The 20,375-nt window shown below is 72.4% G+C and carries 17 protein-coding genes; 9 read left to right on the top strand and 8 right to left on the bottom strand.

Annotation, left to right across the window (positions count from 1 at the left end; translation table 11 throughout):
• Window positions 1-624 precede the first annotated feature (624 nt).
• Window positions 625-2,313: a glycosyl hydrolase family 18 protein gene (locus BI06_RS36470; RefSeq protein ID WP_030394630.1), complete on the top strand. Its 1,689-nt coding sequence runs from the start codon at window positions 625-627 to the stop codon at window positions 2,311-2,313.
• A 109-nt stretch (window positions 2,314-2,422) separates the two neighbouring features.
• Here BI06_RS36470 and BI06_RS47235 read toward each other — a convergent pair whose 3' ends face one another.
• From BI06_RS47235 to BI06_RS36450, 5 genes are all read right to left on the bottom strand, one after another.
• On the bottom strand, window positions 2,423-2,557 hold the full coding sequence (locus BI06_RS47235; RefSeq protein WP_078880087.1) for a TOBE domain-containing protein: 135 nt from the start codon (window positions 2,555-2,557) through the stop codon (window positions 2,423-2,425).
• Window positions 2,558-2,614: 57 nt separating this feature from the next.
• Window positions 2,615-3,568 carry a hypothetical protein gene (locus BI06_RS36465; RefSeq protein WP_149030596.1) on the bottom strand — a complete coding sequence of 318 codons (954 nt, stop codon included), beginning with the start codon at window positions 3,566-3,568 and terminating at the stop codon, window positions 2,615-2,617.
• Window positions 3,569-3,688: 120 nt separating this feature from the next.
• A complete protein-coding gene (locus BI06_RS36460) occupies window positions 3,689-4,216 on the bottom strand; it encodes a peptidylprolyl isomerase (protein ID WP_043475535.1) in 528 nt (175 codons plus the stop codon).
• 131 nt (window positions 4,217-4,347) lie between these two features.
• A complete protein-coding gene (locus BI06_RS36455; RefSeq protein WP_051742684.1) occupies window positions 4,348-5,085 on the bottom strand; it encodes a DUF2278 family protein in 738 nt (245 codons plus the stop codon).
• 129 nt (window positions 5,086-5,214) lie between these two features.
• Window positions 5,215-7,275 carry a phosphocholine-specific phospholipase C gene (locus BI06_RS36450; RefSeq protein WP_043475533.1) on the bottom strand — a complete coding sequence of 687 codons (2,061 nt, stop codon included), beginning with the start codon at window positions 7,273-7,275 and terminating at the stop codon, window positions 5,215-5,217.
• Window positions 7,276-7,562: 287 nt separating this feature from the next.
• Here BI06_RS36450 and BI06_RS36445 point away from each other — a divergent pair, with 287 nt between their 5' ends.
• The 6 genes from BI06_RS36445 (at window position 7,563) to BI06_RS36420 (ending at window position 14,147) form a co-directional block, all read left to right on the top strand.
• On the top strand, window positions 7,563-8,546 hold the full coding sequence (locus BI06_RS36445) for an aldo/keto reductase (RefSeq protein ID WP_030394625.1): 984 nt from the start codon (window positions 7,563-7,565) through the stop codon (window positions 8,544-8,546).
• A gap of 193 nt (window positions 8,547-8,739) precedes the next feature.
• Window positions 8,740-9,075 (top strand): hypothetical protein, encoded by a 336-nt coding sequence (locus BI06_RS36440; RefSeq protein ID WP_030394624.1) that lies wholly within the window; start codon window positions 8,740-8,742, stop codon window positions 9,073-9,075.
• A gap of 193 nt (window positions 9,076-9,268) precedes the next feature.
• Window positions 9,269-10,114: an NAD(P)H-binding protein gene (locus BI06_RS36435; protein WP_043475531.1), complete on the top strand. Its 846-nt coding sequence runs from the start codon at window positions 9,269-9,271 to the stop codon at window positions 10,112-10,114.
• A gap of 201 nt (window positions 10,115-10,315) precedes the next feature.
• Window positions 10,316-11,341, top strand: coding sequence for a hypothetical protein (locus tag BI06_RS51720; RefSeq protein WP_158516504.1), 1,026 nt, complete (start codon window positions 10,316-10,318; stop codon window positions 11,339-11,341).
• 190 nt (window positions 11,342-11,531) lie between these two features.
• Complete coding sequence (locus BI06_RS36425; protein WP_030394621.1) at window positions 11,532-13,004, top strand: APC family permease; 1,473 nt, start codon at window positions 11,532-11,534, stop codon at window positions 13,002-13,004.
• Between the two features lie 144 nt (window positions 13,005-13,148).
• Window positions 13,149-14,147 carry an ROK family protein gene (locus BI06_RS36420; protein WP_082558942.1) on the top strand — a complete coding sequence of 333 codons (999 nt, stop codon included), beginning with the start codon at window positions 13,149-13,151 and terminating at the stop codon, window positions 14,145-14,147.
• An 84-nt stretch (window positions 14,148-14,231) separates the two neighbouring features.
• Here the strand turns inward: BI06_RS36420 and BI06_RS36415 are convergent, their stop codons facing one another.
• Together BI06_RS36415 and BI06_RS36410 are read right to left on the bottom strand one after the other, a co-directional pair.
• Window positions 14,232-14,699 carry a GNAT family N-acetyltransferase gene (locus tag BI06_RS36415; RefSeq protein ID WP_051742683.1) on the bottom strand — a complete coding sequence of 156 codons (468 nt, stop codon included), beginning with the start codon at window positions 14,697-14,699 and terminating at the stop codon, window positions 14,232-14,234.
• A 33-nt stretch (window positions 14,700-14,732) separates the two neighbouring features.
• On the bottom strand, window positions 14,733-15,278 hold the full coding sequence (locus tag BI06_RS36410; protein ID WP_082558941.1) for a cupin domain-containing protein: 546 nt from the start codon (window positions 15,276-15,278) through the stop codon (window positions 14,733-14,735).
• A gap of 82 nt (window positions 15,279-15,360) precedes the next feature.
• On the opposite strand from BI06_RS36410, the gene BI06_RS36405 reads away from it, so the two are divergent.
• Together BI06_RS36405 and BI06_RS36400 are read left to right on the top strand one after the other, a co-directional pair.
• The gene (locus BI06_RS36405; RefSeq protein WP_043475528.1) at window positions 15,361-16,212 is read left to right on the top strand and encodes a LysR family transcriptional regulator; all 852 of its coding nucleotides are present in this window, start codon (window positions 15,361-15,363) and stop codon (window positions 16,210-16,212) included.
• Window positions 16,213-16,552: 340 nt separating this feature from the next.
• On the top strand, window positions 16,553-18,880 hold the full coding sequence (locus BI06_RS36400; RefSeq protein ID WP_051742682.1) for a M9 family metallopeptidase: 2,328 nt from the start codon (window positions 16,553-16,555) through the stop codon (window positions 18,878-18,880).
• Between the two features lie 59 nt (window positions 18,881-18,939).
• On the opposite strand, the gene BI06_RS36395 is transcribed toward BI06_RS36400, so the two are convergent.
• A complete protein-coding gene (locus BI06_RS36395) occupies window positions 18,940-20,334 on the bottom strand; it encodes a M1 family metallopeptidase (RefSeq protein ID WP_063795098.1) in 1,395 nt (464 codons plus the stop codon).
• Window positions 20,335-20,375 lie beyond the last annotated feature (41 nt).

Genomic DNA, 20,375 nt, shown 5'->3' with positions numbered 1-20,375 from the left:
GTGCGCGGACGGGCGGAAGTGCCGGGTCCGGCCATGGCGAAGCAGAACAACTCGGTTGTAAGAAAGTCGAGTTGGCGAATCCGTCACGGGCGGGGTGGGGTCCGATGATGGTGCTGTTCGAGCGCGTCGTTCAAGCGGATTACCCACCGGGCGAGCCCGGGTCGAACGGGGACTTTTCGAGCACGCTCCCGGTGGTCCGGGGCCGCCCCGCGCCGGGGGCGGACGGCGTGTCGGACCGGTGGCCGAGGGTCGGGGCGACCGTCGCCGGATTCACTCGTTCGGATGGTCGAGTGCCGCGGCGGTTTGCGACCCCGTCCGGCCTGACGGCCCGTCGGCGCCGGTGCTCGCGACGGCCGCCCGATCCGGCCAACTCCCCTGCGTCCCAGTGGATCCTCGGAGCGGGGGAGCGGCTCCGGCGGATCCCCGGGCGCACGCGGGCGGCGGGCGGCCTCCCTAATTGGTCCAGACCCTCGCAATTGGTCCAGACCTATTGACGTGTCCGGCCGCCCCTCCTACGATCCGGACCGGCACAGCCCCACATGTCCCCCCACCTCACCCAGAGCCGGGCGTCACGCCCCCACGCGTCGGTTTCGTCCCTGGCGCTCGGCGGGAAGGGAGCACAGCATGTTCCGTCGAAGGTCGCGCACCCCGGATCCGCAGCCCCGGGCCACCCTGGAACGCGCAGCCCGGACGTACCGGACCGGCGGCGCCCGGACCGGACCGGGCGCGGTGAACCGCTCCCTCGCGCTGATCAGCGCCGCCGCCGTGATCGGCGCCGGCCTCGTCGTGGCCGGCAACGTCACCGCGGGGGCGGCGGTCCCCAATCTGCTGGCCAACCCCGGCTTCGAGAACGGACTCTCCGACTGGACGTGTTCCGGCGGTTCCGGCGCCGCCGTCGGCAGTCCGGTGCACTCCGGCTCCTCCGCGCTCAAGGCCACGCCGGCCGGCTCGGACAGTGCCCAGTGCACCCAGACCGTCAGCGTGCAGCCCAACTCGCAGTACACGCTGAGCGCCTACGTCCAGGGCAGCTACATCTACCTGGGCGCCACCGGCACGGGCCTGAGCGGCGCCCAGTCCACCTGGACGCCGAGCAGCGCCACCTACAGCCAGCTCAGCGTCGGCTTCAGCACCGGACCGAGCACCACCTCGGTGACGGTCTTCCTGCACGGCTGGTACGGACAGCCCGCGTACTACGCGGACGACGTGGTGCTCAGCGGCCCCGGCGGCACCACCACCCCGCCGACCACCCCGCCCACTACGCCTCCCACGACACCCCCGACGACGCCGCCCACGACGCCGCCGACCACCCCGCCGACGACGCCGCCCACGACGCCGCCGACCACCCCGCCGACCGGTGACACCTGCCCCACCAAGCCCCGCCCCGCGGGCAAGGTGCTCCAGGGCTACTGGGAGAACTGGGACGGCGCCTCCAACGGCGTGCACCCGGGCATGGGCTGGGTCCCCATCACCGACAGCCGGATCGCCGCGCACGGCTACAACGTCATCAACGCCGCCTTCCCGGTGATCCTCTCCGACGGCACCGTGCTGTGGCAGGACGGCATGGACGCCGGCGTCAAGGTGTCGACCCCCGCCGAGATGTGCCAGGCCAAGGCGGCCGGCGCGACGCTGCTGATGTCGATCGGCGGCGCCGCCGCGGGCATCGACCTCGGCTCCAGCACCGTCGCGGACAAGTTCGTCGCGACCGTCGTCCCGATCCTGAAGAAGTACAACTTCGACGGCATCGACATCGACATCGAGACCGGGCTCTCCGGCAGCGGCAGCATCGGCACGCTGTCCGCCTCCCAGTCCAACCTGATCCGCATCATCGACGGCGTGCTCGCCCAGATGCCCGCGGGCTTCGGTCTGACCATGGCCCCCGAGACCGCGTACGTCACCGGCGGCAGCGTCACCTACGGCTCGATCTGGGGCGCCTACCTGCCGATCATCAAGAAGTACGTGGACAACGGCCGCCTGTGGTGGCTGAACATGCAGTACTACAACGGCAGCATGTACGGCTGCTCCGGTGACTCCTACCAGGCCGGCACCGTCCAGGGCTTCACCAAGCAGACCGAGTGCCTGAACAACGGCCTGACCATCCAGGGCACCACCATCAAGGTGCCCTACGACAAGCAGGTGCCCGGTCTGCCGGCCCAGCCCGGCGCGGGCGGCGGCTACATGGCACCGAGCCTGGTCAGCCAGTCGTGGGGAGCCTTCGGCGGCGCGCTGAAGGGTCTCATGACCTGGTCGATCAACTGGGACGGCTCGAAGGGCTGGAGCTTCGGCGACAACGCGAAGTCCCTCCAGGGCCGTTGATGCCCGGCTGACACACCGCCGGCACACCGGCAACGCAAGGGGCCCCGGGAGCACGTGCTGCTCCCGGGGCCCCGTCGTCGTCCTGTTCGGCGAGCCGGGTCAGGCCGGGTCAGACGGTGGCGAGGGACAGCTCGGTGGCCTTGATCAGCGCTACCACGGCGGAGCCGGTGGTCAGGCCCAGCTCGGTCACGGCGTCCCGGGTGACGGCCGCTACCCGGGCAACCGTGCGGTTGGGGCAGCAGATGCCAGTTGAATCCCCTTGTTCCCCTGGTGGACGCCGCTGTGGTGGGTACCCGGGCGGTCAGTCGAGCAGCGCCCGGAGGGCCAGGCCGAGGTACAGGAAGATCAGCAGGATCGCGAAGCCGCCGAAGGCGGCGGGCAGGAGCGACTCCGCTCCGCCGAGGCCGACGCCGGTGAGCGCCGGGCGGATCCACAGAAAGAGGAAGGTGGCCAGGACGGGGACGGCGGTCTGGGCGAGGGGCCGCCAGGCCAGGTCGTGCAGCTGGTCCGCTTCCGCCGCGACGGACGGCGGCACCACGAAGCAGACGAAGAACACGCCGAAGAACAGCAGCAGGAACAAGCGCATGCCGCCGTACGTCGTGCCGGTGTCGACGTACCGGGCGAGGTCCGAGGTTCGCACCAGGGGCCCCAGCTGGAGCGCCGACGGGGCCCGCAGGACCTGTACCCGCTCGTCGGTGCGGGGCTCCTCGTAGGTGTCGGCGCCCCAGGCGGTGATCCGGCCGCCGTCGGGGAGCACGAGCTCCAGATCGGAGTCGTAGTGGTTCAGCACGCCGTCGGAGTCCTCGACCGCCTCGGCGTTGGTCACCCCGACCACCGTCGCGGTGGACAGCACCGCGCCCGCGGTCTTGAGCGCGCGCACGTCCTCGCCGCCGTCCATCTCGTGCAGGGCGGCCGGGAGCGCGGCCGCGAACGGCAGCAGCAGGAGGACGGCGGCCAGGCGCACCCGGACCCAGGGGGCCGCGTCGAAGGTCGGCGGCACCCGGGACGGCGCCGGGGTGCGGTCCTTGGACAGGGAGACCCGGCGGCGCTTGCGCCGGGCCCACATCCGGCCGGCCTTGGCCGCCCACAGTGCCGCCACCCGCAGCCAGAGCAGGCCGATACCGATCCGGCCGAGGGTGTCGAGCGTGGTCAGCGGCTGGCGGGTCCCGCCGCCCAGACCGAACGCCCAGACGATCGCGACGGACAGGACCGCCCACGCGCCCACCGCACTCACCCGCGCCAACCAGACCAGCACGTACCCCACCGCCCCCGATGTCGATCATCCGGGCGGGATCCTCCCACACGAAGGTTTCGGGCCCGCGGTGCGGGCGGGAGCGCTCTCCGGCCCTGGTGAGGGGCGGTCGGTGCCGGTCGGTCAGCGGGTCTCGACGACGACCTTCTCGATCACGACGTCCTGCACCGGCCGGTCGTTGCGGGGGTTGGTCTCCGTGGTGGCGATGGCGTCGACGACCCTGCGGCCGGCGTCGGTGGTGACCTCGCCGAAGATGGTGTGCTTGCCGGTGAGCCAGGTCGTCGTCCCGACGGTGACGAAGAACTGGGAGCCGTTGGTGCCCGGCCCGGCGTTGGCCATCGCGAGCAGGTAGGGCTTGGTGAACGCGAGGTCCGGGTGGAACTCGTCGGCGAACTTGTAGCCGGGCCCGCCGGTCCCGTTGCCCAGCGGGTCGCCGCCCTGGATCATGAATCCCTCGATCACCCGGTGGAAGACCGTGCCGTCGTAGAGCGGCGCCGTGCTCGGCTGCCCGGTGGCGGGGTCGATCCACTCCCGCTCGCCCGTGGCGAGTTCCACGAAGTTCTTGACGGTCCTGGGGGCATGGTCCGGGAACAGCCGGATCTCGATGTCGCCCTGGTTGGTCTTCAGCGTCGCGTACAGCTGTTCCACCATCACAAATCCCTTGCTGGGTCCTACTGGTGCGCCCAGTCTCGCGGGCCGACGGACGGCGCCGGGGCCGGTGGCGCGGGATCTCACCCGTTCGGGTGGTGCAGGGGGTCCGGCCCGGGCCGGGTGCCGGCCGGTCAGAGCGGGTGGCCGGCGCCGTCGGTGTCCAGGCTCTGGGTGTTGAACCTGATCTGCCAGACCACCACCCGCCCGTCCGCGAACTCGCAGACGACGGCGCCGTCCTGCCAGATGCCGTCGGTGTCGTACCACTGACTGCCCAGCGGGTCGCCCTGGTTGAGGTGCACGTCGTGGACGCCGAGGCCGGTGGTGAAGCGCTGGCCGAAGACGTAGATCCGGTCGGCGGAGCGGAGCAGGGGCTCCAGTACGTCGAGCGCGTTGTCGCCGTTGCTGGCCACCCACGGGTACACCGCGACGGGGCGGTTCGGGAGCTTGTGGAGCAGCGCCACCAGCCGGTCGACCACCGTCGGGCCGAACGCCGGCGCGCCGACGGGCTGCTTCTGCAGCAGTGCGACCACCCGCAGCACCAGCCCCCTGAGGGTGCGCAGCCAGTCGGGGTCGCGGAGCAGCTGGCTGCGGGCGTAGTCCAGCGCGCCGGAGCCGGCCGAGGAGTCGAGCCGCTGGAAGCCGCCGGGCAGCTGCTGGAGGGATCCCAGGTCGGAGCGGTGCAGGCCGTCCACCAGCCGGTAGGAGACGCCGACGCTGCCGGGAGCGTCGACGTCGAGGGCGGCCTCGAAGGCGCCGGTGGGCGTCGCCAGGGTCAGATGGCCGTGGTACCACTGGCCGAAGTCGTGCGAGGGGTCGCGGGAGAAGTCCTGGAAGGTGCCGACGGCCACGCCGTACAGGGGAAGGGGCATGGCCCAGGTTCGCACGGCGCGGGCGCGTGCGCGCCCAGGCGCGGCCGGGCGCGCGGGTGACCCTGCCTTCGGGGACCGCGCTGCCCGGGCACCCCCGAGTGCGGGGGCGCCTGGGCAGCGCGGACGGGCTCAGTAGGTGAGCAGGCCCGGGTCGGAGAGGCCGGGGGCGCCGGTCTCGACGTGGCCGGCGAGGCGGCGGACGAAGTCGGCCGTCACGGAGGAGGTGACGGTGACGTCGTACCAGTTGCGGCAGCCGCGCAGGTCCACGGTGTACCCGACGGTCGCGCCGCGCCGGACGGTGATGGTCTGCGGGGAGCCGCCGTAGGCGTTGGCGACGGTGAGGACGGCGTCGGCGCCGGCGGGGTTGGTGAAGGTGAGGTCGAGGTTGCCGGTGGTCGGGTTGTGGCGCGCGGCGACCTCGGGCCCGGCGGTCTTGCCGGGGTTGCGGAAGCGGCGCAGGAAGCCGTTGGGGCCGTGCACGGTGAGGTCGGTGACGCCCTTGGAGTAGCTGGTGTTCCAGGCGTCGGAGATGTTCTTGCCCGCCTCGGCGGTGTAGGTCCACGGGCCGTCGGTGCGGTTGGGCGAGGTGACCAGGAACTGCGCGCCCGCCGCCGCCCCGCCGCTGAAGGTCAGGCGGTACTTGCCGGTCGAGATGTCGGCCGAACCGTCCACGTACGGCGCGTACTTGAGCGGACGGGTGGGCTTGGTGCCGGCCTCCTGCTTCGGCATGGTGCCGACGGCGGGCGGGGCGGGCACGTAGTCCGGGTGCCGGTTGGCGTCCTGCGGGCGGTAGCCGGTGGTGGACGGCAGGGCCGCCGGCGCCGGGTTGGCGGCGGTGAAGTCGAAGGCGGTGGTCAGGTCGCCGCAGATCGCGCGCCGCCAGGGCGAGATGTTGGGCTCCAGCACGCCGAACCGGCGCTCCATGAAGCGGATGATCGAGGTGTGGTCGAAGGTCTCCGAACAGGTGTAGCCGCCGGTGCTCCAGGGCGAGACGACCAGCATCGGCACCCGCTGGCCCAGGCCGTAGGCGCCGGCGCCGTAGCCGACGCTGCCGCCGTAGTAGTCCGCGCCGGTGGCGACGGTCGACAGGCCCTGCGAGGCGGAGGAGGGCGGGAACGGCGGCACCACGTGGTCGAAGAAGCCGTCGTTCTCGTCGTAGGTGATGAACAGCGCCGTCCGGGCCCACACGTCGGGGTTGGAGGTGAGCGCGTCCAGGACCTGCGAGATGTACCAGGCGCCGTAGTTGGCGGGCCAGTTGGGGTGCTCGGTGAAGGCCTCGGGGGCGGCGATCCAGGAGATCTTCGGGAGTGTGCCGGCCTGCACGTCGCGCCGCAGCAGGTCGAACAGGCCGTCGCCCGCCTTGGCGTTGGTGCCGGTGCGGGCCTTGTCGTACAGCGGGCTGCCCGGCTTGGCGTTGCGGTAGTTGTTGAAGTACAGCAGCGAGTTGTCGCCGTAGTTGCCGCGGTAGGGGTCGTTGATCCAGCCCCAGGAGCCGGCCGCGTCCAGGCCGTCGCCGATGTCCTGGTAGATCTTCCAGGAGATGCCGGCCTGCTCCAGCCGCTCGGGGTAGGTGGTCCAGCCGTACCCGGCCTCCTGGTTGCCGAGCACCGGGCCGCCGCCGGTGCCGTCGTTGCCGGTGTGGCCCGTCCACATGTAGTAGCGGTTCGGGTCGGTGGAGCCGATGAACGAGCAGTGGTAGGCGTCGCAGAGGGTGAACGCGTCGGCGAGCGCGTAGTGGAACGGGATGTCCTGGCGGGTCAGATAGGCCATCGTGGTGGCCGTCTTGGCCGGCACCCACTGGTCGTACTTGGCGTTGTTGAACGCCTTGTGGCCGCCGGCCCAATCGTGGTTGAGGTCCTGGATGAACTGCATGCCCAGGTTGTTCACCTGCGGGCGGAACGGGAGGATCTCCTTGCGGGCGGAGTCCGTCTGGTACCAGACCGGCTTTCCGCTCGGGAGGGTGACCGGGCGCGGGTCGCCGAAGCCGCGCACGCCCTTCATCGCGCCGAAGTAGTGGTCGAACGAACGGTTCTCCTGCATCAGCACGACGATGTGCTCGACGTCCTGGAGAGTCCCGGTGGCGCCGGCCGGGGCGATCGCGGCGGCACGCGCGATGCTCTCCGACAGCGCCGAGAACGCGGCGGTGGCGCCCGCCAGTTGGAGGAAACGGCGCCGGTTCAGCTCAGCCATGGGTGGGAGACCTCTGCCTGTCATGGGGGGTGGAGGAACGGTGCCTGAAGAGGACAGCGGGTACGGGGTACGTCCGGGCCGACCGCCGGTGTCCGGTTGCTGTACGTCAGAAGAACGCCTCGACTTGTATGGACATCCTGTGGCGCCCTCGGGGGAGTGCGGCAGGGGCCGTGCGTCGGTTGTGACGGGCGTCACGCCGCGAGCGGGCGGCGCCGGGGGTAGCTCCAGGGGCGGCCGGGGGTGCGCGGCGGGCCTGCGGACCTGGGCTTCTGTGAGAGGGTCGGCCCATGGAAAAGCGCGTTTTGGGACGAACCGGCCGATCTGTCTCTGTCGTGGGGCTCGGCACCTGGCAGCTCGGCGCCGACTGGGGCGACGTCCGGGAGGAGGACGCCCTGGCGGTGCTGGACGCCTCGGTCGAGGCCGGGGTCACCCTCTTCGACACCGCCGACGTCTACGGCGACGGCCGCAGCGAGCAGTTGATCGGCCGCTACCTGAAGGGCCGTCCGGACGCGGAGGTGTTCGTCGCCACCAAGTTCGGCCGCCGGGCCGAGCAGCGGCCGGAACACTACAATCTCGCCAACTTTCGTGCGTGGTCGGACCGTTCGCGGAGCAATCTGGGCGTCGACCGGCTCGACCTGGTGCAGCTGCACTGCCCGCCGACACCCGTGTACTCCAGTGACGAGGTGTACGACGCGCTCGACACCCTGGTCGCGGAGCAGCGCATCGCCGCGTACGGGGTCAGTGTGGAGACCTGCGCCGAGGCGCTGACCGCGATCGCCCGCCCGGGGGTGGCCAGTGTGCAGATCATCCTCAACGCGTTCCGGCTGAAGCCGCTGGAGCAGGTGCTGCCGGCGGCCGCCGCGGCCGGGGTCGGCATCCTGGCCCGGGTGCCGCTGGCCTCCGGCCTCCTGTCGGGCCGGTACACCGCGCAGACCCGGTTCGCCGCGGACGACCACCGGACCTACAACCGCCACGGCGAGGCCTTCGACCAGGGCGAGACCTTCTCCGGCGTCGACTTCGCGACCGGCGTCGAGGCGGCGGTCGCGTTCGCCGGGCTCGCCCCCGCCGGTGCGACGGCGGCGCAGACGGCGCTGCGCTGGGTCGTCCAGCAGCCGGGCGTCACCGCCGTCATCCCCGGTGCCCGCAATCCCGAGCAGGCGGTCGCCAACGCGGCCGCCGCCGGACTCCCGCCACTGCCGGACAGCACGCTGGCCGCCGTCCGCGAGCTCTACGACGCGCGGATCCGTCCGCTGGTGCACGACCGCTGGTAGGTGCGTGACCGTTGGCTGCGGCTGCGGCTGCGGCTGCGGCTGCGGCGGACGGCCGGGTGGCCGTCCGCCGCGTCTTTCGATGCCCGGATGCTGTCGGTTTTTGGCGTCCGATTTCCGGGTGCTGTCACCCTTGAGGCTTAAATCAGTCGTTTGTCTGGAGTTAACCTGTCATTTAGTAATTAGACTGATTTGCATGCTGTCTGATCATCGCGCACTCCTGGGCTCCGTCACCGCCACGCTGCGCGCGGCGGGGCTCCCGCTGGCCGACGCGATGCTCGGAACCGGTGGTGCCACGGTCTCCGACGGGGTCCACGGCGTGATCGTCTCCTGGCAGGCCGCGACCCGGGGTGCGGCGTCCGACCCGTCCGGCGCGGACGGGTCCGACGGTGCCCGCCCGCAGGGTGGTGCCGCTGTCCGCTCGCGGCACTTCCAGGCCACCCTCCGCGTCGCCGCACTGCTGGCCGAGGTCGGCTTCCACAGTGAGCACCTCGGCGACCGCGTTCTGGTCAGCGGCCGCAGCGCGGGCTGACCTGCCGTTCCGGGGGCACTCCCTCTGTGCCCCGAGCGTCGCGCTCCGGCTGTTGTGATCTGGACGTTTGCGATCCGGACCGGCGGTCCGTATCTTCCTCGGATGAAACGGACCGCTGGTCCGGATCATCTCGGAGGGAGACGTCTGTGACACCCATGCCCGAAAACGCCGGCCTCGCCGCCCGGGGCGCCCGATGACCGCCGCCGCGACCGTCGCCACCCTGGTCGTCGGCGCCACCGGGACCACCGGCAGCCGGACCGTCGCCCGACTGGTCGCGGCCGGTCGCCCCGTCAGGGCCGCCTCCCGCGCTGCCACCCCGCTCCCCGGCGCGGAACCGGTGCGCTTCGACTGGTACGACCGCGCCACCTTCGCCGAGGCCCTGGTCGGCTGCGACCGCGTCTACCTCGTGCCCCCGGTGGGGGAGTCGGACCCGGCGCCGGTCATGCTGCCGTTCCTCCGCCTGGCCCGGGCGGCGGGCCTGCGCCGCGCCGTCCTGCTGAGCTCCTCGGCCGTGCCCAGCGGCGGCCCGGCGGTGGGCGCGGTGCACGAGGCGCTGCCCGGCCTCTTCGCCGAGTGGGCCGTGCTGCGCCCGTCCTGGTTCATGCAGAACTTCACCGGCGCGCACCCGCACGCCGAGGGCATCCGCGGCGAGGGGGTCGTCAGGACCGCGACCGGTGGCGGGCGGGTCGGCTTCGTGGACGCCGAGGACATCGCCGCCGTGGCCGTGCACGCCCTCACCGACGAGCCGGCGCCGAACCGCGAACTGGTGCTGACCGGCCCGGAGGCCCTCGGCTACGACGACATCGCCCGGATCGCCGGGGAGGTTCTGGGTCGTCCCGTCGTGCACCGGCGCCTGACGCCGGAGGAGCTGGCCGCCGTGCTGGCCGAGCAGATGCCCGCCCGGTTCGCCGCGCTGCTGGCGGACCTGGACCGAGCCATCGCCGAGGGTGCCGAGGACCGCACCACCGACACCGTCCTGCGGGTCACCGGCCGTCCGGCGAACGGCTTCCGGCAGGTCGCTGAAAGAGAATCGATGTAGCGTCAAGTACGGCTGGTCGCGGCTTGCACCTCGGCCACCCTGCGGGGGAATCCGCATTTCGTCGTACGACATGTCGCGGGACGCCCGGAGAGGATGGGGTACGGCGCGTTCGCGCCCGACCGGCCGGCGCCGGGCAGTCGCTCCGCCGGCCGTGGTCCTCTCCGTAGGTGCATCGCACCTCCTTTCCAGGCAGGTACTCCGATGAATCTCCGTGTGAATCCCCGTGCCCTGACCGGCAGGCTCCTGCTCGCGGGCCTCGCCGCCACCCTCGGTGGCGTCCTGGTCGCCCTACCCGCCCACGCCGCCGCCCCCGGTTCCGCCGCCCCCGCCGCCGTCGCTCCCGGCGCCGCCACGTCCGGGGCGGTGGCGCCCAGGGCTTCCCTGACCTCGCACGCGCCCGTGCTCGTGGCGCTCTCCAGCGGGATGGACAGCGTCTTCTCCTGGGACGGCGCCTCCTGGGCGAAGATCGGCGGCCCGGCCGGCATCGTCGTCAGCGGTGGTGGGGTCGTGGCCGTCGTGCGCCCCGAAACCGGGGACGTCTACCGCTGGACCGGCGGGACGACCTGGCTCCGGATCGGCGGCCCGGTCCGGCAGTTGGCCATCGACGACACCGGCACGATCTACGCGATCAGCGCCCACGGCCAGTCGGTGCTGCAGTGGCTGTTCGGCACGAGCTGGGGGAAGATCGGCGGCCCGGCCGAGACCATCGTGGCGGGCGGGGCCAGTACGCTCATCGCCACCGACCCCGTCACCGGCGACGTCAGCCGCCGGGGCATGAACGGGTGGTACCGGATCGGTGGCCCCGGACGGGAGTTCGCCGTCGACAGTGAGGGCTGGGTCTACGGGATCAGCCCCGACGACTGGGGCGTGTTCAAGTGGAGCGGCGCCGGCACCGACTGGATCAGGGTCGGCTACCGGGCCACCTCGCTCACGGCCGGAGCGATGGGCACCGTGGTCATCACCAACGCCGACACCGGGAGCGCCCTGCGCTACAGCGGTTCCGGCACCGACTGGTACTACCTCGGCGGCTATGCGATCGAGTTCGTCGTGGACGGGCTCGGGCGGATCTACTCGCTCGGCGCGAGCAGCGACCGCCGCATCTCCCGCTCGCTGGGCGGCGGGGCCTGGGAGCAGATCGGCGGTCCGGCGAGCTGGCTCGCCGCCTCCCGAGCCCTGTGGGTCCGTGAGTCCGTGAGTCCGTGGGCCCGTGCGTCCGTGCGTCCGTGAATCCGTGTACGAGTGACGGGTGAAGTCCGGGGCCCGGTCCTCCCTTCGGGGGCGGCCGGGTCCCGTGCTGTTCCGGACGGGTCGTCGGAGCGCGGGATCGAGGAGTTGTGCGCACGCCCTTGACGGTGAAAGTAATGTTCCTTAACTTAATGCCCGCGCCGCCTCCTCCCTCCGCTCCGTCCCCCACCTCATGGAGCCCCCAGTGTCCGCAGGCTTCACCCGAAGAATCGGCCTCTTCCAGGCCACCACGATCAACATGAGCCAGATGTGCGGGATCGGCCCGTTCGTCACCATCCCGCTGATGGTCGGTGCTTTCGGCGGCCCGCAGGCCGTCGTCGGCTGGATCGCGGGCGCACTGCTCGCGCTCGCCGACGGCCTGGTATGGGCCGAACTCGGCGCCTCGCTCCCGGGCGCCGGCGGCACCTACGTCTACCTGCGCGAGGCCTTCCAGTACCGCAGCGGGCGGCTGATGCCGTTCCTGTTCGTGTGGACGGCGATGCTGTTCATCCCACTGATCATGTCGACCGGCGTCCAGGGCCTGGTGCAGTACCTCTCCTACCTGTGGCCCGGCATGACGACCGGGCAGGGCGACATCGTCGGCGTCGCGGTGCTCGCCCTGGTGGTGCTGCTGCTGTGGCGCAAGGTCGAGAACATCGGCCGGGCCACCGTCGTGCTCTGGGGCGTGATGATCGTCTCGGTCGGCGCGGTGATCCTCGCCTCCTTCACCGACTTCCATCCGTCGATGGCCTTCACCTGGCCCGCCCACGCGATCGAGCTGACCCACGGCCAGTTCTGGATCGGCTTCGCCGCCGGTCTGACCATCGGGATCTACGACTACCTCGGCTACAACACGGCCTCCTACCTCGGGGCCGAGATCAAGAACCCGGGCCGGGTCATGCCGCGCGCCATCATCCTCTCGATCGTCGCCATCATGGGCATCTACCTGCTGATGCAGATCGGCGTCCTCGGTGTGATCCACTGGCAGGACATGCTCGACCCCGACAGCGTCGCCTCCAGGTCGGTCGCCTCCGCGGTCCTGGAGCAGACCTGGGGCAAGGGCGCCGCCGACACGGTGACCGTGCTCATCCTGATCACCGCCTTCGCCTCCGTCTGCGCCGGACTGCTCGGCGGCTCCCGCGTCCCCTACGACGCGGCCCGCGACGGGATGTTCTTCCGCGCCTTCGGCCGGCTCCACCCCGAGCACGGGTTCCCGGTCGTGGGACTGCTCTCCATGGGCGCGATCACCGCCGGCGGTTTCCTGTTCGCCCGGCACATCGGCAACGTCGCCGCACACCCGCCGCTGACCGTCCTGATCACGCTGCTCACCAGCGTCATGGTGATCGTGCAGGCGCTGGCCCAGATCGCCGCCGTGATCGTGCTGCGCAAACGGCAGCCCGGCCTGGCCCGCCCGTACCGGATGCTGCTGTACCCGCTGCCGGCCGTCGTCGCCGCGATCGGCTGGACGGTCATCTACGGCTACGCGGACAAGGCCAACCCCGGTGTCCACCCCGTCGAATGGTCGCTGGCCTGGGTCGCCCTCGGCTGCGTCGCCTTCCTGGTCTGGTCCAAGGCCGAGGGGGCCTGGCCGTTCGGCCCCAAGGAGATCCGCGAGGAGTTCCTGGCGGCGCAGGTCGACGACGCGGAGGCCGCGCGGGTCGGCTAGGGCGCGATCCGAACGAGACCCGCCCCGACCGCTCCGACCGCTCCGACCGTTCATCCCCCGACCGCCGGGCGGCGGGCGGGAGGCGCCGCACCGCCGCCCGCCCGTCGTCCGGCCACCACCCGGCCACCACCCGAGGACGCCCTCTTGACCACCGATCCCGCCGTCCGCCCGGAGCCCGTCCCGCACGACCGTCCGCGTCGGCGTTCCCGCCCCGACGGCGCCGTCATCGCTATCGACTTCGGCGGCACCAAGACCGAGGTCGGGCTCGCGGACTCCGCCGGTACCCCGTTGCGGCGGATCCGCTTCGCCACCCGGCCCGAGCAGGGGCCCGACCAGGTCCTCGCCCGCGCCGGTGCGGCGGCCCGCGAACTCACCGAGCACGCCCGGTCCGTGCACGGCCTGCCGGTGGTCGCGCACGCCGCGGTCAGCCCGGGCGTCATCCGGCCGGACCGGATCCTGCTCACCCCGAACCTGCCCGGCTGGGAGCGCCTCGCCCTCGCCGACCGGCTGGCGCTCGAACTCGGCGTGCCCAGCGTCGCGGTGGCCAACGACGTCCGTGCCGGAGCCCTCGCGGAACTCCGCCGGGGCGCCCTGCGCGGCGCCGACCCCGGCGTCTACCTCAGCCTCGGCACCGGCGTCGCCGCCGCGCTCACCGTCGGCGGCCGGGTGCTCGACGGCGCGCACCGGGCGGCCGGCGAGATCGGCTATCTGGACCCCGGCGGGCCGCCCGGGGCACCCGGCCGGCCTGCCGCCGCCTTCGCCGACGGGCACGCGCCGCTGGAGGAACTGGTCGGCGGCAAGGCCCTCGGCGAGCGCAGTGCCGCCGAACTGGGCCAGGAGCTCACCGCCGACCGCCTGTTCACCAGCCCCGACCCGGCCGCCCGTCGGATCGCCCGCGAGGCGCTCGACACCCTCGCGACGGCCGTCGCCAACATCGCGGTGCTGCTGGACCCGGGGCGGATCGTGGTCGGCGGCGGCATGATGGCCGCCGAGGCGGTGATCCTGCCCGCCCTCACCGAGCGCCTGGACCGCGCCGTCCCCTTCCCGCCCGCCGTCCTCCCGGCGCGCTTCACCGCCGACGCCTCCCTGCACGGCGCGATCACCCTGGCCCTGGACCACCGCTGCGTCCCGGCGGGTTGCTGAGGCCGGCGCGGGCAGGGTGGGTGCGGGCGGGGTGGGTGCGGGATGGGTGGGTGCGCCGGGGGCGGCCGGACCGCGTGCCGCCGGTCAGCGGCCACCGCTCCCGGTCCGGTCCGGCGGGCAACGGAAGAAGAGCTCGGGATCACCCTCGTCCAACCCGTGCAGCAACCCGACCGCGTGCCACTCCTCGCGCTGGAGCAGCCGCTGCATCGGCAGGTTCGAGACGTTCGTCGAGGTGAACAGCTTCGGCGCGGTGCAGGCCGCCCCGGCGGCTCCGAGCAGGAGCGATCCGACACCGCGTCGACGGGCGCCGCTCGCGACCATCAGCATGGTCACGAAGCCCTGCTCGAAGAAGGTGTACTCCAGCACGCCGTACCCCAGCGGCCCCGACGAGTCCTCCGCCACCAGGACCAGCCCCTCCTCGCACCAGCGCCGGACGGCCGCGCGCCGGTCCGGGTCACCCGCCGCCGCGACCGTGTCGATGCCCGCGATCGCGGTCCAGTCCGAAGGCGCGGCGGTGCGCACCAGGATCCCGCCGGGGTTCTGGATCTCCATGGGACGCATCCTGGCAGTACCCGGCGGCGGCGGTCAGGACGGCCCCGGGGCGGGAGCGTCGGCGGGTTCGGTCGCGTAGCGGCGCATCAGCCGCAGCTGCGCCTCGGGCGTCACGGCCTCGCTGCCGGCGTGGAGGTCGCGCAACTCCCGGAAGTACCGGATGTACGGGTCCGGGGTGAAGGTGCTGAGCATCACGGCCGGTTCGTCGCGGACGTTGGCGAAGGTGTGCGGAGCCCCGGGCGGGACGACGACCAGGGTGCCCGCGACCGCGTCGTGCTGCTCGTCGCCGACGGTGAACCGCACCGAGCCGGAGACGATGTAGAAGCCCTCGTCGTGCCCGGCGTGGCGGTGCTGCGGCGGGCCCGGTGTGTGCGGGGCGATGACGGACTCGGCGATGCCCAGGCGGTGTCCGGTGGTGCCGCCGTCCTCCAGGATCCGCATCCGGGTGGTGCCGAGCAGGACGGTCTCGCCCTCGCCCGGGCCGACCACGGACACGGTGGGCGCGGCGGGGGCGGCGGCAGGTGCGGCGGGGACGGCAGGGTCGATGGTGGGCGATTCGGCGTTCGGTGTTTCGGTCATGCCCCGATTCCACCGCCGGCGCGGGTCGTCCGTCCAAGACCCGTTCTGTGGCGGCCGATACCGCGCGGGTATCGTTGCGGGTATGGAGCTGCGGACGCTGCGCTATTTCGTCGCGGTCGGCGAGGAACTCCACTTCGGACGCGCCGCCGCCAGGCTGCACATGAGCCAGCCGCCGCTGAGCCGTGCGATCCGGCAGTTGGAGAGCGATCTCGGAGCCGTCCTGCTGAACCGCTCGGCCACCGGGACCACGCTCACCCCGGCCGGGGAGACCCTGCTGACGGAAGCGCGGGACCTGCTGGACCGGGCCGAACGGGCCCGGGCCCGGGTCACCGCGGCCGCCGGCCCGGCGTCGCTGACCGTCGGCATCCTGGCCGACAGCTCCGACCTGGGGGTGAACCGGTTGGCCGCCGCCTACCGGCGGCGCTTCCCCGAGGTGGAGGTCCGGGTCCGCGAGACCGATCTGACCGATCCGACCTGCGGGCTGCGCGCCGGGCTGGTCGATGTCGCGCTGACCCGAGGCCCGTTCGAGGAGACCGGCCTCGCGGTGCGCGAGCTGCGGGCCGACCCGGTGGGGGCGGTGCTGCGCGCCGACGATCCGCTGGCGGGCCGTGCGCGGCTGCGGCTGGCCGACCTGGCCGAGCGGCGGTGGTTCCAGTTCCCGGAGGGCACCGATCCGCTCTGGCAGACGTACTGGAACGGCGGTGAGCGCCGGTTGGGTCCGGTCGTCCGCGCCGTCCAGGAATGCCGGCACGCGGTGCTCTGGAACGGCACGGTCGGAATGGCCCCGCTCGGGCACGAGCCGCCCGCCGGACTCGCCGTCGTGCCGGTGGCCGACATCCCGCCGAGCCGGGTGGTGGCGGCCTGGAACGCGGGGGACCCGAATCCGCTGGTCCGCTCCTTCGTGCGCACCGCCGCTGCTGTGTACGCGGTCTGACGGTTCGTCGTCGGGGTTGCGGGTTTCGGTGACAGCTCGTCGCCAGGTCGGATGTTGATTCCTGGATTGTTGAACTCTGTTGTACAGCAGCGATGATGACGGATCGTCATGCTCCTGGTGCGGAACGTTCCGGGCCGAACGGAGTGGCGGTAAAGGGCTTCCAAAGAAGATGTGACATGTGCCATGGTACTGATCACCGCTCCTCACCGGTCACGACGGAGTCCCCTCAAGGCGCCGTCGTCCTTTGGTCCTCACCCCCACCGGTCGCGTCCCCAACGCGACCGATCCAAGGCCCGGAGGCCCCCACGTGAGAACCGCACGCCTGTCGCACCTTCGGCAGTTGGCAAGACTGTTAACGCTTGCGCTCTCCCTGGTCCTGACGATCGGCCTGTTCGCCCCACTCGGGCAGGCCGCACCCGTCACCGCGTCGCCCGCCGCCGTACCGCCGGCCGGCCGGGACGCCGCAGGGGCCCGCACGGCTCCGGCCGACCAGCTCCCGCCGCCCGGCGTCGAGCTGGTCACGCGGTCGGACAGTACCGACGCAGTGCCCGCCGAGCACAGCGAGACCCCGACCTCGGCCGACAACAGGCCCCGCCACGACTTCGCCCCCTGGCGCGTCCAGCACCCGGCGGCCAAGCCGCCCGGCCGGGGCGCGGCCGCCGGTGAGGCGTCCGCCGAGGACTCGGGCGAGGCCGCGGCGTGCAACCCGACCGACTTCGGGCGGACCGGTGCGGAACTCGTCGGGCTCATCAAGTCCGTGGACATGCGCTGCATCGACAACCTGTTCCGGATCGAACCCCGCTACGCGGCCGCGGCCTTCCGCGAGTCGCAGATGCTCACCGTCACCGACGCCGTCCGCGAGGCCGCCGTCGCCTACCAGGGCAACAACAGCAGCTCCATCCAGCAACTGATGTACTACCTGCAGGCCGGCTACGCCGTGCAGTGGGTCAACAAGGACGTGGTCGGAAGCTACGACCGGCTCCCGGCCGCGATCTACAAGGGTGTGCAGGCGTTCTTCGCCAACCCGCACGCGCTGGACGCCACGGCCGAGAACGCCGGCCCGCTGATGAACGCCGCCACGCTGGCCGACGTCCCCCGCGAGCCGCTCGCCTACCTGCCGATCGTCAAGCGCCTGCTCACCGCCTACAACAACGGCGTGTGGGACCGGAACAACCTGTTGTGGTCGCTCAACCCGGCCTTCCTGGTGCTCTACCGGGGCATCGAGAGCCGGGACCCGAAGTTCCGCGAGGCGCTCCAGGCCGACCCGGCCCTGATCGACGCGGTGGCCGCCTTCGCCGACCGGGCCCTGGCGCACGCCGGCGGCCCCTTCGACCCGGTGCTCACCAACTCCGTCAAGGAGTTGAGCCGGTTCATGTTCTACCCCGAGCTCCGGTCGAAGGCGCGGCCGTACCTGCAGGCGCTCACCGCGAAGTTCGAGGTCACCGGCCCCACCCGGAACCAGCGCGCGGCGGCCGCGGTCGGCGTGCGCGTCTACGACCAGGCGAACTGCGCCTCCTACGGCACCTGCAAGGACGCGGAGAGCTTCCAGGGGGCCTACCTGACCAACGTGAAGCAGTGCAGCCCGAGCATCCGCATCCTCGCCGAGGCGATGACCCGGGCCGAGCTGGACGACACCTGCACCAGCCTCAACGGCCAGGACGCCTACTTCCACGCCGTGGCGCGGGACAACGGTCCGGTCGCGGACGACCTCAACAGCACCATCGATGTCGTCGTCTTCAACAACTCGGACGAGTACAAGGCGCTCTCCACGGTCATGTTCGGCAACTCGACCGACAACGGCGGTATGTACCTGGAGGGCGACCCGGCCAGGGCCGGCAACCGGGCGCGGTTCGTCGCCTACGAGAAGACCTGGGACGTCACCAGGTTCGAGATCTGGAACCTCAACCACGAGTACACCCACTACCTCGACGCCCGCTTCAACATGTACGGCACGTTCGAGGCGGCCGACCCCACCCCCGTCGCGTGGTGGACCGAGGGCCTCGCCGAGGTCGTCGCCGACTCCTACCTCAAGGTCGTGAACACCAAGGCCGTCGAGGAGGCCGCGAAGCACACCTACCGGCTGAGCGAGCTCTTCGACAGCCACTACCAGAACGAGGACCGCACCTACCGCTGGGGCTACCTGGCCGTCCGCTACATGCTGGAGCGCCACCGGCCCGACGTGGACACCCTGCTCGGCCTGTACCGCAAGGGCGACTGGGCCGGCTCCCGCACCCTCCTCAAGTCGACCGTCGGCACCCGCTACGACGCCGACTTCGACACCTGGCTGAACTCCTGCGCGGCCGGCGAGTGCAAGAACACCCCGAGCTTCCCCAGGGTGACCGAGTGCGCGGGCGGCGACCTCCGCAAGCTCGACCGCAACTGCGGCCGGAGCAACCTGTCGGCCGTCACCGGCAACTACGCGCACTTCTACCTGTGGGTGCCGGCGGGCACCCGCCAGATCCGGGTCACCAGCAGCGGCGGCACCGGCAACGGCGAGCTCTACTACAACCCGTACGGCTGGGCGTACACCGACTCGTACGTCACCCGCTCCGCGGGCCCGGACAACTCCGAGTCCCTGACCGTCACCGACCCCCCGGCGGGTTACGTCTTCTTCAGCCTGTACGCCCAGCAGGGCTTCGGCGGGGTGAGCGTCACCAGCGAGTTCTGATCCCCTCCCGGCCGGGCGCCGCACGCGCCCGGCCGGGGCGGTTCCGTCCGGTGCGGTGCTCAGCCGTCGATCCGGTGCTCCCGCCAGAACGGGGCGAGGTCGACCGGGGACACCGCCCGGGCGGCGGCCTTGAACGCGGCGGTGGTCGAGACGCCGAACCAGTGGGCCCGGGCGTAGTCGCGCAGCAGGGCGGCCATCGTCTCCTCGCCCAGCAGCCGGCCCAGCTCGTGCAGGGCGCAGGAGCCGTGGTCGTAGACGACCGCCTCGTACCGGCCGGGGTGCGCGTCCCAGTGGCTCATGGGCGAGGTCAGCCGCTCGTCCTCGGACTCCCAACGCGGTGCGGCCGCGCAGTCCTTGTCGGCCCCGCCGAGCACGAGGTCGGTGGCGTACTCGCTGAACGACTCGTCCAGCCAGGGCGCGCGGTACTGGTCGTCGCCGACGATGCCGTACCACCACTGGTGCGCCAACTCGTGGACCAGCGCCGAGGGTTTGACCCGGTCGAGGACGAAGCCCGGGTACTCCATGCCGCTGAACCAGAAGGCGTTGTCGAGGACGACGGCCAGCTCCCCGTACGGGTAGGCGCCGAAGCGGGCGGAGTGCGCGTCGATCGCCGTGCGCGCGAGCTCCAGCATCCGGCTCGCCTCCTCGGCGGTGATGTCGGGGGTCGCGAACACGCCGATCCGCACGCCGTCCGCCGACCGGCCGGTGAGCCGGGTGAACGGACCGGCGGCCCAGGCGAAGTCGCGGACCCGACGGGCGGTGACGGCGGTGACGGTCCGGCCCGGCTCGCCGGGCGTGTCCACGGCGCTGCCGGTGGCGGGGACCAGCAGGCCGGAGGGGTGGTCCAGGGTGACGGAGTAGTCGGCCGCGAGGGAGTAGAAGGACTCGCCGTTGCGGGTGTAAGGATCGAGGTGCCAGCCGTCGCCGTCCAGGACGGCGAGCGTGGGCAGGGCGTTGCCGAGGATGCTGTACGCGCCGTCGCGCCCGAAGCGGTCGAGGCCCTCGGGGACGTCGACGGAGAGCTCGAAGTCGAGGCTGCCGGACTCGCCCTGACGCAGCGGCCGGGGCAGCGGCACCTCGAGTGCGGTGCAGTCCGCCGTGGCCGTGCCGGTGATGCCCGTCAGCCGCACGGCGGGCGCCGCGCACCCGCCGCGCGCGTTCCCCCAGAGCCGCAGGTACACGGCGGACAGCGGCTCGGGCGCGACCTGGGTGAAGTCGACCCGCTGGTGCCCCCGCCAGGCGGCACCGGTCGCGTCGCTGCGCAGCGTCAGGGTGTGGGTGACGAGCGCCGGGGTCCGCGGGTCGTCGCCGGGCGGGCGGGAGCCGGCGGGGCGGTGACCGGGCGGGGCGGCGGCCACCAGCGACAGGAGCACGGCGAGCACGGCGAGGACCGCTGGGACCGCGAGGACCGCTGGGACGGCGTTCAGGGCGGGCGGGCCGTGGCGGCGTCGCATCGGTCGTCGTGGCTCCTGTCGGCGGTGGGTCGGCGGGGGCG

Origin of the sequence: Kitasatospora sp. MBT66, assembly GCF_000710405.2 — a bacterium.
Classification (GTDB): domain Bacteria; phylum Actinomycetota; class Actinomycetes; order Streptomycetales; family Streptomycetaceae; genus Kitasatospora; species Kitasatospora purpeofusca.
The sequence above is the reverse complement of the archived record's forward strand: the minus strand, read 5'-3'. Positions and strand labels throughout refer to the sequence as shown.

Coding starts and splice junctions, on each gene's coding strand:
- BI06_RS36470 (WP_030394630.1), top strand. CDS start 625: ATGTTCCGTCGAAGGTCGCGCACCCCGGATCCGCAGCCCCGGGCCACC.
- BI06_RS36460 (WP_043475535.1), bottom strand. CDS start 4,216: ATGGTGGAACAGCTGTACGCGACGCTGAAGACCAACCAGGGCGACATC.
- BI06_RS36455 (WP_051742684.1), bottom strand. CDS start 5,085: ATGCCCCTTCCCCTGTACGGCGTGGCCGTCGGCACCTTCCAGGACTTC.
- BI06_RS36450 (WP_043475533.1), bottom strand. CDS start 7,275: ATGGCTGAGCTGAACCGGCGCCGTTTCCTCCAACTGGCGGGCGCCACC.
- BI06_RS36445 (WP_030394625.1), top strand. CDS start 7,563: ATGGAAAAGCGCGTTTTGGGACGAACCGGCCGATCTGTCTCTGTCGTG.
- BI06_RS36440 (WP_030394624.1), top strand. CDS start 8,740: ATGCTGTCTGATCATCGCGCACTCCTGGGCTCCGTCACCGCCACGCTG.
- BI06_RS36435 (WP_043475531.1), top strand. CDS start 9,269: ATGACCGCCGCCGCGACCGTCGCCACCCTGGTCGTCGGCGCCACCGGG.
- BI06_RS51720 (WP_158516504.1), top strand. CDS start 10,316: ATGAATCTCCGTGTGAATCCCCGTGCCCTGACCGGCAGGCTCCTGCTC.
- BI06_RS36425 (WP_030394621.1), top strand. CDS start 11,532: ATGGAGCCCCCAGTGTCCGCAGGCTTCACCCGAAGAATCGGCCTCTTC.
- BI06_RS36415 (WP_051742683.1), bottom strand. CDS start 14,699: ATGGAGATCCAGAACCCCGGCGGGATCCTGGTGCGCACCGCCGCGCCT.
- BI06_RS36410 (WP_082558941.1), bottom strand. CDS start 15,278: ATGACCGAAACACCGAACGCCGAATCGCCCACCATCGACCCTGCCGTC.
- BI06_RS36405 (WP_043475528.1), top strand. CDS start 15,361: ATGGAGCTGCGGACGCTGCGCTATTTCGTCGCGGTCGGCGAGGAACTC.
- BI06_RS36395 (WP_063795098.1), bottom strand. CDS start 20,334: ATGCGACGCCGCCACGGCCCGCCCGCCCTGAACGCCGTCCCAGCGGTC.